Genomic DNA, 14,287 nt, shown 5'->3' with positions numbered 1-14,287 from the left:
AACAAAACGCAAATTATGGAGAAAATACTATGCCGTTAACGAAAAAACCAGTAACCGGAATGAAGGATATCACGCCTGCCGAGATGCAGATCCGTGAGTATGTTATGAACCAGATCCGTGAAACCTATAAGAGCTTTGGCTTTTCCCAGATCGAAACTCCCTGTGTAGAGCACATTGAGAACCTGACCAGCAAGCAGGGCGGAGACAATGAAAAACTGATTTTCAAGGTATTAAAAAGAGGCGACAAGTTAAATCTGGAAACCGCACAGGATGAAAATGATTTAACCGACAGCGGTCTGCGCTACGACCTGACACTGCCGCTGTCCCGCTATTATGCAAACAATGCATCCAGCCTTCCAAGCCCCTTTAAGGCGCTACAGATGGGAAGCGTATGGAGGGCAGACCGTCCCCAGAAGGGCCGTTTCCGTCAGTTTACCCAGTGTGATATTGATATTCTGGGTGATGCTACCAATCTGGCAGAGATTGAGCTGATTTTAGCCACTACAACCGCTCTTGGAAAAATCTGCCCTGACAATGGTTTTACCGTCCGTATCAACGACCGTGGTATCCTTTTTGGCATGGCCCGCTACTGCGGCTTCTCTGAGGAGGCTATGGACAGTGTTCTGATTACCCTTGACAAGATGGACAAGATCGGTTTTGAGGGTGTGGAGAAGGAGCTTCTTGAAAATGGAAATGCAAAGGAAAGCGTAGACCGTTATCTGGAGCTTCTCCGTACCGTTACAAGAGATGCAGAGGGTGTAAAGGCTCTGGGCGAGACCTTAAAGGATGTGATGGACCCGGCTGTATGTCAGGGACTGGTACACATTATGGAGACCGTTAAGGATGTGGCTGAAACTGAGTTTGGACTTGTATTTGATCCCACTCTGGTTCGTGGTATGTCCTACTACACAGGCACTATTTTCGAGGTATCCATGGAGGGCTTCGGCGGTTCTGTTGCCGGCGGCGGACGCTACGATAAGATGATCGGAAAGTTCACTGGCATGGAAACGCCGGCCTGCGGCTTTTCCATCGGTTTTGAGCGCATTGTCACCATCCTCTTAGATAACGGCTTTACCGTTCCGGGAGCCGGAGAAAAGAAGGCATATCTCTTTGAAAAGGGCATCGATTCCGCAGCTCTGGCAGCAGTGATTCGTGAGGCCATGGAGGAGAGAAAGAACGGCGTTCAGGTGCTGGTAGCCCAGATGAATAAAAACAAGAAGTTCCAGAAGGAGCAGCTTGGCAAAGAGGGCTATGGAGAGTTTAAGGAGTTTTACAGAGAGAGCCTGAAGCATTAAGGGCGAAAATGCATTTGTGCATTTTGCAGCCATCTTCTGAACAGAACATTCAGGTTCCGGTTTACGACTGTAAGAAAGGCTAAGAGGCTGAAACATTTCTAAATACAAGAGCCATATCAAAAACTCGCTGCGCTCAAACAGGTTTGATATGGCTCTTAACGAAACGTTTAACCCTCTAAGGCTTTCTAACAGCCTCCAAAGTCACCTGAATGTTCATAGTTCAGGAGCTTACTGCAAAATGCGCGAATGCGATAAATCTTTACGATGATAAAGGAGAATAATCATGGCAGAATCAATGGCTGGGTTGAAGCGTACCCACAGATGTACAGAGGTAACTGCAGCGCAGATCGGTGAAAATGTCACCGTTATGGGCTGGGTTCAGAAGAGCAGAAATAAAGGCGGCATTATTTTCGTAGACTTAAGAGACCGTTCCGGTATTTTACAGCTGATTTTCGAGGAAAATGACTGCGGCGCTGAGAACTTCGCAAAGGCTGAGAAGTTAAGAAGCGAGTTTGTAGTGGCAGTAGAAGGCCGCGTAGAGGCCCGTTCCGGCGCTGTAAATGAAAATCTGGCTACAGGAGCCATCGAGATCCGTGCCAATTCCCTGCGGATCCTGGCTGAGTCTGAGACACCGCCATTCCCTATTGAGGAGAAGAGCAAGACAAAGGAAGAGCTGCGTCTGGAGTACCGTTTCCTTGATTTGAGACGGCCTGATATCCAGCACAATCTGATTACCCGCAGCCGCGTGGCAACTCTCACAAGAGCATTTCTGGCAGAAGAGGGCTTCCTTGAGATTGAGACTCCTACTCTGATTAAGAGCACCCCTGAAGGCGCAAGAGATTACCTGGTTCCCAGCCGTGTGCATCCCGGTTCTTTCTATGCTCTGCCCCAGTCTCCCCAGCTGTTTAAGCAGCTGTTAATGGTATCCGGCTATGACCGCTATTTCCAGCTGGCCCGCTGCTACCGCGACGAGGATCTGCGTGCAGACCGCCAGCCGGAATTTACACAGATCGATATGGAGCTGTCCTTTGTGGATGTAGATGATGTTCTGGATGTAAATGAGCGTCTCTTACAGAAGCTCTTTAAGGAAATCTGCGGTTATGAGCTGCAGCTTCCCATCCAGCGCATGACATGGAGAGAGGCGATGAACCGCTTCGGTTCCGACAAGCCGGATCTGCGCTTTGGAATGGAATTAAAGAATGTTTCCGAGGTTGTGAAGGACTGCGAATTTGTGGTATTTAAGGGCGCTCTGGAAAATGGCGGTTCTGTCCGCGGTATCAATGCTGAGGGCCAGGGCCATATGCCTAGAAAGAAAATCGACGCTCTGGTAGAGTATGCAAAGGGCTTTGGGGCAAAGGGTCTTGCATACATTGCCATCAATGAGGACGGCACCTTTAAGTCTTCCTTTGCAAAGTTTATGAAGGAAGAGGAAATGGTTGCCCTGATCGCTGCCATGGACGGAAAAGCGGGCGATCTCCTTCTCTTTGCAGCAGATAAGGACAAGGTTGTATTCGACGTGTTGGGCAACCTGCGTCTGGAGCTGGCAAGACAGCTGGATCTGCTGAAAAAAGATGACTTTAAGTTCCTGTGGGTAACTGAGTTCCCGCTTCTTGAGTATTCTGAGGAAGAGGACCGCTATGTGGCAATGCATCATCCATTTACCATGCCGATGGAGGAGGATCTGCAGTACCTTGACTCTGATCCAGGCCGTGTCCGTGCAAAGGCATACGATATCGTATTAAACGGCGTGGAAATGGGCGGCGGTTCTGTCCGTATCCATCAGGCCGATATCCAGTCAAAGATGTTTGAGGTTCTGGGCTTTACTCCTGAGCGTGCACAGGAACAGTTCGGCTTCCTGTTAAAGGCATTCAAGTACGGTGTTCCGCCTCATGCAGGTCTGGCATACGGCCTTGACCGTATGGTTATGCTGATGGTAGGCGCAGACAGCATCCGTGATGTGATTGCCTTCCCTAAGGTGAAGGACGCATCCTGTCTGATGACGGAAGCTCCTGCTCCTGTAGATGGAAAACAGCTGGAAGAGCTGGGAATCCAGGTTGCGGAAGAAGAAAAACAGTAATATTTTAAAATTTGAGGCAGTGCCTTTTGAGAAATGAGATCTCAGGGCACTGCTTTTTTATTTTTTAAATTTAACTATTGACATTCAGAAAAAAAGAACTATACTGTTTATATAAACATATGAACATTTATTCATATATTAAGCGGCCGAAGGAGAGGAGGAAAAAAATGGCATTAAATGATGTAGAGTGCTGTGATTTTTATCAGGTTCATGAGGATGTGGTAAAGTCCGTGACTGATAAGATGCCGGATGAGGATCAGCTGTACGATTTGGCGGAGATTTTTAAGGTGTTTGGCGATTCCACACGGATTAAGATTTTGTATGTATTGTTTGAATCAGAGATGTGCGTGTGCGATATTGCCCAGCTTTTAAACATGAATCAGTCCGCTATTTCCCATCAGCTTAGGATTTTAAAGCAGAACCGTCTGGTGAAGAACCGGCGGGAAGGAAAGGCCGTATTTTATTCTCTGGCAGACAGCCATGTAAAGACCATACTCAGTCAGGGTATGGATCATATATCAGAGTAAGAATATAAAAATGGAGGAAAATAAGAACATGAAAAAGAAATTCAAATTAACTAATTTAGACTGTGCGAACTGCGCTGCAAAGATGGAAAACGCCATTAAAAAGATTGACGGGGTAAGGGATGCCAATGTGAGCTTTATGACTCAGAAGATGACGATTGAAGCGGATGACAGCCGTTTTGATGAGATTATGGAGGAAGTGCAGTCTGTATGCAGAAAAGTAGAGCCGGACTGTACAATTCAGATGTAGAGCCGTTGAGAATGATGCATCAGGAGGAATAACGGAACATGACAGTAAAGCAGAAGCGTATGCTTATACGTATCCTTGGAACCTTTGGAATCTATATTGCCCTCACAGTAACAGAGCATTTGGGACTTCTGCCGTTTGGGGAGAAAAGCCCGGTATGGCCGGCGCTGTATCTGATCCCCTATTTTCTCATTGGATGGGATATTATTTACCGGGCTCTGCGCAATATCAGAAACGGACAGGTGTTTGATGAAAACTTTCTGATGGCTCTGGCTACAGTAGGAGCATTTGCGGTACAACAGTACTCAGAAGCAGTTGCGGTGATGCTGTTTTATCAGGTAGGGGAGCTGTTTCAGAATTATGCCGTAAACCGTTCCCGCCAGTCAATCTCAGACCTGATGGATATTTGCCCGGAGTATGCCAATATTGAAGAAGACGGACAGCTAAAGCAGGTGGATCCGGATGATGTATCAGTGGGGGATATAATTGTCATAAAGGCCGGAGAGAGGATCCCTCTGGACGGAAGGGTTATTTCCGGAGACTCCATGATCGATACATCTGCTCTTACAGGAGAGTCTGTCCCGAGAAGAGTCAGAGCAGGAGATGAGATGATCAGTGGATGCGTCAATGGAAGCGGACTGCTGCGGGTAGAGGTTACGAAAGAATTTGACGATTCCACAGTAGCACGTATTCTGGAACTGGTAGAGAATGCCAGCAGCAAAAAGGCGCCGGTGGAGAACTTTATTACCCGGTTTGCAAGGTATTATACTCCGGTTGTGGTGATTGCGGCAGTAGTTCTTGCTATTCTTCCTCCGCTGTTTTTTGGACAGACATGGAGCGAAGGGATACGCAGAGCCTGTACTTTCCTGGTGATTTCCTGTCCCTGTGCACTGGTCATTTCCGTTCCCATGAGCTTCTTTTCCGGAATCGGAGCGGCTTCTAAAAAAGGTGTATTGGTAAAGGGAAGTAATTATCTGGAGGCTCTTGCAAATGTCCATACAGTGGTATTTGACAAGACGGGAACCCTTACTAAGGGAGAATTTAAGGTGACAGGCATTTATCCGTCCGGAGATGCGGCTCAGGAAACAATAGAGAAAAGGCAGGATACAGATAAAGCTGACGGCTGGTCGGCTTCCCAGTTGGCTCTGTTAGAACTGGCAGCCTTGGCAGAAAGCTCCTCTGACCATCCTGTTTCCAGGTCTATCCGTGAAGCTTGGGGGCATTCTTTTGAGCATACGCGGATCGCAGATGCGGAGGAGATTCCCGGTCATGGAATCCGTGTGAAGGCAGATGGACGCACTGTGCTGGCAGGAAATGACCGTCTGATGAAGAAGGAAAATATTGCCTATAAGCCATGTCCGGGCGTGGGAACGGTGGTTTATCTAGCAGAGGAAGGAAATTTTCTGGGTTCCATTCTTATTTCCGATGTAATAAAAGAAGGCATTCCAGAAGCAATACGCGATCTTAAAAAGGCCGGTGCTGCAAAGACAGTGATGCTTACAGGCGACCGGAGTAAAACCGGGGAAGCGGTAGCAAAGGAAATCGGCCTGGATGAGGTTCATGCAGAGCTCCTCCCCGGCGACAAGGTAGATATGGTAGAAAAATTGCTGGCAGAATGCAAGGGAAAGGAAAAGCTGGTCTTTGTAGGCGACGGCATCAATGACGCCCCGGTGCTCTCTCGTGCAGATGTGGGAATCGCTATGGGAAGCATGGGATCGGACGCAGCTATCGAGGCGGCTGATATTGTCCTTATGGATGATGATCCCAGAAAGATTGCAGCCGTTGTCCGTATTTCTCGTAAAACACTCCGAATTGTGATGCAGAATATCGTCTTTGCCCTGGGCGTGAAATTGATCGTTCTGGCGATGGGAGCCTTTGGCGCGGCTAATATGTGGGAAGCTGTGTTTGCGGATGTGGGAGTGTCCGTGATCGCGATTTTGAATGCCATGAGGGCTCTGAAGGGATAATTATATAGACAGATTCCTTTGTTTATGAAGCTGATTGGTAGATAAAAACGATATAATGGAATGAAAAAAGGACGCATCTGCTCAGGCAGAACGGCGTCCTTTTTAGGTGTCATATGAAAATGTCAAAAGCAGAATTCATCTCTGTAAAACGGAAGAAATCAAACCAGCACATCCTCCAGACTTCTCTTGGGAACATAATGCACCTGATTTTCATCCCTGTAGTACGTTGTGCTTCCATCATCCCCTACAGGTACAAGCCGGACTTCCTCTTTGGGTTTTCCAAGGGCCAGAACCAGGCCCACAGAATAGTTTTCCGGATTAAGCTTTAAAATGGACAGAATCTCACTGCGCCTGCAGCTTCCGATCATGCAGCCGCCATAGCCCTTTTCTGCAGCTGACAGCATGAGCGTCTGGGCGGCGATTCCCTCATCCCACTGTTTATTTTTGGCCACAGTCAGATCACAGAGAATGACGATATAGGCAGAGGGACGTTCTCCCTTTTCCGGTCCGTCCCAGTCCTTCAGGGCGCCTGCCCACAAAAGGCAGGGGAAAATTGCCGCGCATTCCTCCGGAGTACGGATGATGCGGTATTTTAGGGGCTGACAGTTGGCTGTGCAGCCTGTAAGGCGCACCGTATCGACCATATCTGTCAGCTCTTCCTGCGGAATGGATATATCTTCATAGAACCGCCGATAGGAGCGGCAGCTTTTTACAAGGTCTTTAAGCATGAATAGATTCCTCCTTAAGCTCCTTTGGAAGCTCATTTCCCTGGGTAATATGTTTCTTAATTGCTTCAAAGCTTTCCGGACTGATTACATGCTCCATACGGCAGGCATCCTCTGCAGCTGTCTGAGGATCCACACCCAGATAGATCAGCCAGTTGGACAAAAGAATATGGCGTTCGTACATAACGTCAGCAATGGACTGTCCAGTCTCAGTAAGTGTGATGTGACCCTGTTCATCCATGCGGATATAGCCGTTTTCCCTCAGGTTTTTCATAGCTACGCTGACACTGGGCTTTGAAAAACTCAGTTCATTTGCAATATCAATGGAGCGGACATAGGGTTTATGGCGGCTCAGCATATAAATCGTTTCCAGGTAGTTTTCAGCGGATTCCTGTATTTTCAAAACAAACATTCCCCCTTACGGTTTTCTTTCCCGTCTGCCTGAAAAACGGGAACTGCTACCTCTTCAGTGTATCATAGAAGAAAAGGATTGACAAGCAAACCATGATTCATTTTGTCCACTGATGATATGCCCGGCTCTTTCACAGACAGCTGTTTAGTTTGCCTTTACCTGCTTCCACATCTCATTGTACATATCATTTACTTCCTCGCCCAGATACTGAACGCTCTCGCTGTTTTTCAGCTGGGAAAGATCCGGGAACACAGCCTTGTTATTCTGCAGCTCCTCGTCCAGTAGCTCAAAGGCGCCCTTGTTAGGGGTAGCGTAGGTAATGTATTCAAAGTTCTTTTTTGCAATGTCAGGGCGGCACAGGAAGTTAATCCATTTCTCGGCATTTTCCTTGTGCTCTGCATTGGCAGGGATGACCCAGCAGTCGATCCAGTAGGAGGTTCCCTCTTCGGGAAGCACATACTCCAGATCAAATTCAGAACCCTGTTCCTTTGCGGTATCCTGAATATAAAGGAGATCACCGGAGTAGAGCATGGCAGCAGCTGCCTCGCCGTTAATCATCTTGTCCCTTACCTGGTCGATTACATAGGCCTGAACCAGGGGCTTCTGCTCAATGAGCATATCTCTAGCCTCAGCCAGCTGATCCGGGTCTGTGGTATTCAAAGAGTAGCCCTTGATCTTTAATGCGGCCATAAATGCATAGCGCAGGGTATTGTGCATCAGGATCTCGCCCTCTAACTCAGGATTCCACAGATCTGCCCATTTGGTGGGATATGGGATGCCAAGCTCATCAAAGCGCTGCTTATTGTAGAGGATTCCTTCTGTGCCCCAGCAGTAGGGAACGGCATATTTGTTTTCCGGATCAAAATCCTTTGCCATATCCATATATTCCGGGCCGATTTCTTTGATATTGGGTACATTGTCAAAATTGATTTCAGCCAGCAGGTTATTCTGGATCATACGCTGGATGGTATAGTCGGAAGGACAGATCACATCGTACTTTACCGCTCCCGCTTCTATGATGGGATACATTTCTTCATTTGTTTCAAAAAGGTCGTATACGACTTCGATTCCTGTTTCTTCCTCAAATTCGTCAATTACGCTTTCGTCAATGTATTCGCCCCAGTTGTATACATATAATTTGTTGTCTTCGCCGGAGCCTTCCTCAGCCCCGGTTTTTTGGTCGGAACCGCAGGCAGTGAGAAGACCGGCGGCAAGGGCCAGAGAGAGCATGCCCAGTGAAACAGCTGTTTTCTTTTTCATTCTTATCCTCCATTAGTAAATGCGTAGATGGGACAGCCGCAGCAGTCCGTCAGTTTGCCTTGACCTCTTTCCAGAGCTCGTTATAAAGGGCGTCGGCTTCTTCGCCGGGGTACTGTATGATTTCACAGTTGGTGAGAGCGGAGAGATCCGGGAACAGAGCTTTATTCTGTTTCAGCTCCTCATCCAGCAGCTCATAGGCACCTTTGTTGGGAGTGGCATAGGTAATGTACTCAAAATTTTTCTTTGCGATATCGGGGCGGCACAGAAAGTCAATCCATTTTTCTGCATTTTCTTTGTGCTCTGCATTGGCGGGAATGACCCAGGAGTCAACCCAGTAGTTGGTTCCGTCCTCCGGAATTACATACTCCAGAGTAAAATCAGCTTCCTGCTCCTTAACTGCATTCTGGATATAGAGCATTTCTCCGGAGTAGATGGCTCCCACGGCTGCTTCTCCGCCGATCATCTTATCTCTTACCTGATCAATTACATAAGCCTGAACCAGAGGCTTCTGGCGGATCAGCTCATCCTTTGCCTGCTGCAGTTCATCAGGATTTTGGGTATTTAAGGAATATCCAAGGCTCTTTAAAGCTACGGTAAAGGCGTCGCGGACGCTGTTCTGCATGAGAATTTCTCCCTCCAGACGTTCATCCCACAGATCGGCCCATTTGGTGGGAGCAGGAACGCCCAGCTCCTCGATCATCTGCGTATTGTAGAGGATTCCCATGGTACCCCAGCAGTAGGGAACGGAATATTTGTTTTCCGGGTCAAAACCTTTGGATATATCCAGATATTCCTGTCCGATTTCTTTGTAATTGGGGATATTGTCAAAGTTGATTTCAGCCAGAAGGTTGTTTTCGATCATCTTCTGGATCATATAGTCGGAGGGACATACCACATCGTAGCTTACGCCTCCGGCTTCAATTACAGGATACATTTCTTCGTTGGTTTCAAATACGTCGTAGACCACCTGAATACCGGTTTCCTTTTCAAAGTCGTCGATGACGCTTTCGTCAATATATTCGCCCCAGTTGTATACATAAAGCTTGTTGTCATCTCCCGAAGAACCATTTTTGCCGGAACCGCCGCAGCCGGTCAGAAGACCTGCGGTCATCAGGGCAGCCAGTGCTCCTGCTGTGAGGAGGATGGGTGTTCGTTTCATGGGTCGCTCTCCTTTTTAATAGTAATGAATTATTTCAGTCCTTTTTCTTAAAGGAACGGAAATTTACGATCAGCAGAAGGATCAGTACAGTCAGGAAAATGACTGTGGAAAGGGCATACATGGATGGCTTAATGCCCCTGCGTACCTCGCTGTAAATCAGTGTAGACAAAGTATTGATGCCTGCGCCCTTTGTAAAATGGGTGATAATAAAATCATCAAGGGACATGGTAAAGGATAAAAGGAAGCCGGACAGCACTCCGGGCAGAATATCCGGGAATACCACCTTGAAAAAGGCCTGAAGGGGAGTGGCTCCCAGATCCAGAGCCGCCTCATAGGTACTCTTATCCGTCTGCTTCAGTTTGGGCATGACGCTTAAGATCACATAAGGTATATTAAAGGTGATATGAGCGATCAGCACGGTTTTAAAGCCTAATGATACGCCAAAGGCAATAAAGGACAGCATCAGTGAAATGCCTGTAACGATATCTGCATTCAGCATGGGAATGTTTGTGATCCCCATAATAATTGTCCTGGGAACCAGCCTCATGGACTGAATGGCAATAGCTGCCGCTGTTCCGATAACAGCTGCCGCAAGGGCTGAAACAAAGGCAATAATCAGGGTGGTTGACAGGGCGCTCATAATGGAGCGGCTGTCAAACATCTGCAGATACCAGTCAAGAGTAAAACCGCCCCACCGTGCTCTGGATTTGGACTGGTTAAAGGACAATACCATCATAGTGAGGATGGGTGCGTACAAAAAGATCAGGATAAGCACCATATAGAAATCGGAAATGATCTTCCGTATCATTTTTCTGCTTTTTACCATCAGAATGCGCTCCCTTCTCCATTTTTGTCATATTTGGCAATCATAGCCATGCTGATCAGAATAAAGATCATCAGCACCAGGGAAAGACCGCTTCCCTGGTTCCAGTTGCTTCCGCGTGTGAACTCCTGCTCGATTACATTTCCGATGAGAAGGATCTTGCTGCCGCCTAAGAGGTCTGAGATAACGAATGTGGTCAGAGAAGGCACAAATACCATGGTGATTCCGCTGATGACTCCCGGAAGGCTTAAAGGAAGCCAGATCTTTATAAAGGTCTGGAAGGTATTGGCTCCCAGATCCTGAGCCGCATTGATAACGCTGTCGTCAATCTTGGCAAGTACATTATAAATCGGAAGAACCATAAAGGGCAGGAAGTTGTATACCATACCCAGTACAATAGCTGCCGGAGTATTGATAATGGAGATACCGGGCAGATGGAAAAAGGAAAGGATTCCGTTGATTACGCCGTTTTTCTCCAGAAGCGTCTGCCATGCAAGGGTTCTCAGCAGAAAATTCATCCACATGGGGAGGATAAAAATAAATACGATAAAGCTGCCGGCCTTATTTCCCCGTCCTCTTAAAATCATAGCCAGAGGATATGCAAGAAAAAGGCAAAGCAGAGTGCTGATCAGGGATAAACCCAGAGACAGCACCAGAGCCTTCATATGATCCGGTTCTGCGATTGACAGGATATTTTCCAATGTAAAAGCTCCGTCACGTCCCGTCAGTCCATACCAGAGAATCATGAGCAGAGGAATAATAGTAAAACCGGTCATCCAGACCAGATAGGGGCCGGAGAGAAGGGATTTCCCCAGATCGAGATATTTCTTTTCCTTATTCATCGACTCCCAGCGCCTCCTCATCCTCAGACGCAGGCTTGTTCATGATCTGGATATCAAAGGGATCTACATGGATTCCCACCTGCTTTCCAACGGGGAACATATCAGTGGAGTGAACCAGCCACTCAAAGCCGTCCGGGGTAGTAACTTCCATCTCATAGTGAACACCCTTGAAGATCAGATGGGTCACTGTGCCGACAAGCGTGCCCTTTTCCGGTTCTACAAGGTCGATATCTTCAGGACGGATCACGACATCCACTGGCTTATTTGTGCCAAAGCCCTTATCCACACAGGCAAATCTTGCTCCGAAGATCTCAACCAGCTCGTCCTGAAGCATGATGCCGTGGACGATGTTGCTTTCGCCGATAAAGTCGGCTACAAAGGCATTTTCCGGCTCATTGTAGATCTGCTCCGGAGATCCCATCTGCTGGATATAGCCCTGGTTCATAACAACAATGGTGTCTGACATGGTAAGAGCCTCTTCCTGATCGTGGGTTACATAGATAAAAGTGATGCCAAGCTCATTTTTCAGGCGGATCAGTTCATACTGCATATCCTGGCGCAGCTTTAAATCCAGAGCGCCCAGAGGCTCGTCAAGGAGCAGCACTCTCGGTTCGTTTACAATGGCTCTTGCAATGGCAATACGCTGCTGCTGACCGCCGGAGAGAGAGGTTACATCGCGCTTTTCGTAGCCGGAGAGATTGACCAGCTTTAATGCGTAGCGGATTTTGTCATCAATATAGCTTTTGGGCTTGTTTTTTATTTTCAGGCCAAAGGCAATATTGTCTGCAATGCTCATATGAGGAAACAGGGCATATTTCTGAAAAACCGTATTTAACTGCCGCTTGTTGGGCGGAAGCTTTGTGATATCCTGACCATCAAAGAGAACCCTTCCGGTATCGGGACTGGTAAAGCCTCCCAGGATACGCAGAGTAGTGGTCTTTCCGCAGCCGCTGGGACCAAGTAAGGTGACGAAGCTGTTTTCCCTGATGGAGAGATTCAGATCATCCAGGATCAGCTCGCCGTCAAAGCTTTTTGAGATGTGCTGTAAATCAATCAATGGCTGGCTCATTTGTCTTTTCTCCTTTATAAAGTGAAGTGGGTCATAACATTGTCTTTTTTACAACGGAGGCCGTATTAAAAACTGGGAGGTGAACTTACCCAGATGAGCATGGCGCCGTTTTTGCTTGAAAGATAGTGTTTTTTATCTGCTGTGTAATAGAAGGATTCTCCCTTTTTGGCATGGTATGTCTTTTTTCCCAGATGGATGGAAACAGAACCCTTCAGAATATAGCCGAATTCTTCTCCCTCATGAGGTGTATCCGGGTAGGTAGAACCGCCGGCTTTGAGCGTTAAGAGAATGGGTTCCATGGTGTTTTTCTGAGCATTGGGAATGATCCATTTGATTTCATTGTTGTATTCAGGATCTACTTTTTCAAAGTAGTCCTGAGTGCCGAATACGATCTGTTCCTCAGGCTCTTCCGTAAAAAACTCCCCGATGGTAGTTCCCAGACACTGGAGAATATCCATCAGAGTAGCGATAGAGGGGGAGGTCAGATTGCGTTCCAGCTGAGAGATAAACCCCTTGGAAAGCTCCGAGCGGTCGGCCAGCTCCTCCTGAGTCAGTCCCTTTAAGACACGAAGCTCCTTCAGTCTGTTTCCGATATCCATACAATTCCTCCCTGCACGGCTGCAAAATATACAAAAAGTTTAGCAATACTAACCCAATATATAAATAATCAAAAAGTTTAGTAATAATAAACAAGGCGAATTTCATTATACATGAAATAAATCAGGTGTCAATACCTTTTCTGAAAGTTAGCGGTTAACAAATAATAAAAATTATGATATGATAGGTTTTAACAAAATCGGACTTATTTTCAGGAGGTAAATACAGGTATGAGCGGCAGATATATGGCATATGTGGGATCCTACTCCTATACCGGGAAAGCAAAGGGAATCACAGTATTTGACGTAGATGTGGAGAAGGGAACGTTTAAGGAGCGATGCGAGATGGAGGTAAATAATTCTTCCTATGTAATTGCCTCCAGCGATGGAAAGACATTGTATTCCATTGCCGATGAAGGAGTGGTGTCTTTCCGGATCCTGCAGAACGGCGCCCTGGCGCGTTTAAACAGCGCGCCCATCCGCGGAATGAGGGGCTGTCATCTGTGCAGCGATCTGGAGGACAAGTTTATCTTCGTATCCGGTTATCATGACGGAAAGACCACGATCCTGAGCTTGAACAAAGACGGCTCCGTAGGGGGGATCGTGGACGGTGTATATGATAAAGGATACGGAAGCGTGGCAGAGCGTAATTTCCGCCCTCACGTGACATGCACCCGCCGGATGCCGGACAATAAATACGTCCTCAGTGTGGATAACGGAGTGGATCAGGTAAAGATTTACCGCTTTAATGATAAGGAACAGAAGATGGTTCAGGTAGACGCCATCCGCTGCGACCTGGAATCTGCGCCCAGACATTTCCGGTTCAGCAGGGACGGACGCTTCCTTTATCTGATGTACGAGCTTAAAAATGTAATTGATGTATTTACTTATGAGACAGGGGACAGAGCTCCCGTAATCGAGAAGATCCAGACGATTTCTACTACCTCGACGAAAAATCCGGGCAATCTTACGGCAGCCTGCGCGATGCGTATGTCCTGGGATGAGAAGTATGTTTACTGCACCAATGCGGGAGAGAATACGGTAAGTATCTACAGCAGGGATGAGGAAACAGGACTTCTTTCCATGATCTGCTGCCTGCCGATCAGCGGCGAATATCCTAAGGACGTGGCTGTTTTCCCGGATGGGAAGCATATTGCGTCCATTAACCATGACAGCGGCAGCATTTCCTTCTTTAAGGTAGACTATGAGAAGGGACTTCTGGTCATGAGCGGAAGAAGCATTCCGGTTAATGAACCAAACTGCTGTGCGATTGTAAAGATTGGAGATTAGT

14 protein-coding genes are annotated in these 14,287 nt (G+C 47.3%); 6 read left to right on the top strand and 8 right to left on the bottom strand.

What is annotated here, in order from left to right:
* Positions 1–29: 29 nt before the first annotated feature.
* The 5 genes from hisS (at position 30) to WKT10_RS01965 (ending at position 6,110) form a co-directional block, all read left to right on the top strand.
* Entirely contained in the window at positions 30–1,295 is a 1,266-nt protein-coding gene (gene hisS, locus WKT10_RS01985) for a histidine--tRNA ligase (protein WP_066544988.1), read from the top strand.
* Between the two features lie 283 nt (positions 1,296–1,578).
* Entirely contained in the window at positions 1,579–3,372 is a 1,794-nt protein-coding gene (aspS, locus tag WKT10_RS01980) for an aspartate--tRNA ligase (protein ID WP_340275101.1), read from the top strand.
* Between the two features lie 167 nt (positions 3,373–3,539).
* Positions 3,540–3,899: an ArsR/SmtB family transcription factor gene (locus tag WKT10_RS01975; RefSeq protein ID WP_066544985.1), complete on the top strand. Its 360-nt coding sequence runs from the start codon at positions 3,540–3,542 to the stop codon at positions 3,897–3,899.
* A gap of 28 nt (positions 3,900–3,927) precedes the next feature.
* Positions 3,928–4,146, top strand: a complete 219-nt coding sequence (locus tag WKT10_RS01970) for a cation transporter (protein ID WP_066544984.1) — start codon at positions 3,928–3,930, stop codon at positions 4,144–4,146.
* A gap of 38 nt (positions 4,147–4,184) precedes the next feature.
* A complete protein-coding gene (locus tag WKT10_RS01965) occupies positions 4,185–6,110 on the top strand; it encodes a heavy metal translocating P-type ATPase (protein ID WP_340275098.1) in 1,926 nt (641 codons plus the stop codon).
* Positions 6,111–6,268: 158 nt separating this feature from the next.
* On the opposite strand, the gene WKT10_RS01960 is transcribed toward WKT10_RS01965, so the two are convergent.
* From WKT10_RS01960 to WKT10_RS01925, 8 genes are all read right to left on the bottom strand, one after another.
* On the bottom strand, positions 6,269–6,838 hold the full coding sequence (locus WKT10_RS01960; protein ID WP_340275096.1) for a nitroreductase family protein: 570 nt from the start codon (positions 6,836–6,838) through the stop codon (positions 6,269–6,271).
* Complete coding sequence (locus tag WKT10_RS01955) at positions 6,831–7,238, bottom strand: metal-dependent transcriptional regulator (protein WP_179297077.1); 408 nt, start codon at positions 7,236–7,238, stop codon at positions 6,831–6,833. Before WKT10_RS01955 ends, WKT10_RS01960 begins: the two co-directional genes overlap by 8 nt.
* A 153-nt stretch (positions 7,239–7,391) precedes the next feature.
* Complete coding sequence (locus tag WKT10_RS01950; protein ID WP_337933802.1) at positions 7,392–8,507, bottom strand: ABC transporter substrate-binding protein; 1,116 nt, start codon at positions 8,505–8,507, stop codon at positions 7,392–7,394.
* A gap of 49 nt (positions 8,508–8,556) precedes the next feature.
* On the bottom strand, positions 8,557–9,666 hold the full coding sequence (locus WKT10_RS01945; protein ID WP_317438054.1) for an ABC transporter substrate-binding protein: 1,110 nt from the start codon (positions 9,664–9,666) through the stop codon (positions 8,557–8,559).
* Positions 9,667–9,700: 34 nt separating this feature from the next.
* A complete protein-coding gene (locus WKT10_RS01940; protein ID WP_337434186.1) occupies positions 9,701–10,492 on the bottom strand; it encodes an ABC transporter permease in 792 nt (263 codons plus the stop codon).
* Positions 10,492–11,331, bottom strand: a complete 840-nt coding sequence (locus WKT10_RS01935) for an ABC transporter permease (RefSeq protein WP_066544971.1) — start codon at positions 11,329–11,331, stop codon at positions 10,492–10,494. Before WKT10_RS01935 ends, WKT10_RS01940 begins: the two co-directional genes overlap by 1 nt.
* On the bottom strand, positions 11,324–12,400 hold the full coding sequence (locus tag WKT10_RS01930; RefSeq protein ID WP_340275090.1) for an ABC transporter ATP-binding protein: 1,077 nt from the start codon (positions 12,398–12,400) through the stop codon (positions 11,324–11,326). The genes WKT10_RS01935 and WKT10_RS01930 overlap by 8 nt, the downstream gene beginning before the upstream one ends.
* A gap of 65 nt (positions 12,401–12,465) precedes the next feature.
* Positions 12,466–12,999: a helix-turn-helix domain-containing protein gene (locus WKT10_RS01925; protein WP_317438057.1), complete on the bottom strand. Its 534-nt coding sequence runs from the start codon at positions 12,997–12,999 to the stop codon at positions 12,466–12,468.
* Between the two features lie 228 nt (positions 13,000–13,227).
* On the opposite strand from WKT10_RS01925, the gene WKT10_RS01920 reads away from it, so the two are divergent.
* Complete coding sequence (locus WKT10_RS01920; protein WP_317438058.1) at positions 13,228–14,286, top strand: lactonase family protein; 1,059 nt, start codon at positions 13,228–13,230, stop codon at positions 14,284–14,286.
* Position 14,287 lies beyond the last annotated feature (1 nt).

The sequence above is a fragment of the Enterocloster sp. HCN-30185 genome, assembly GCF_037890305.1.
In the GTDB taxonomy this organism is placed as follows: domain Bacteria; phylum Bacillota; class Clostridia; order Lachnospirales; family Lachnospiraceae; genus Enterocloster.
The sequence above is the reverse complement of the archived record's forward strand: the minus strand, read 5'-3'. Positions and strand labels throughout refer to the sequence as shown.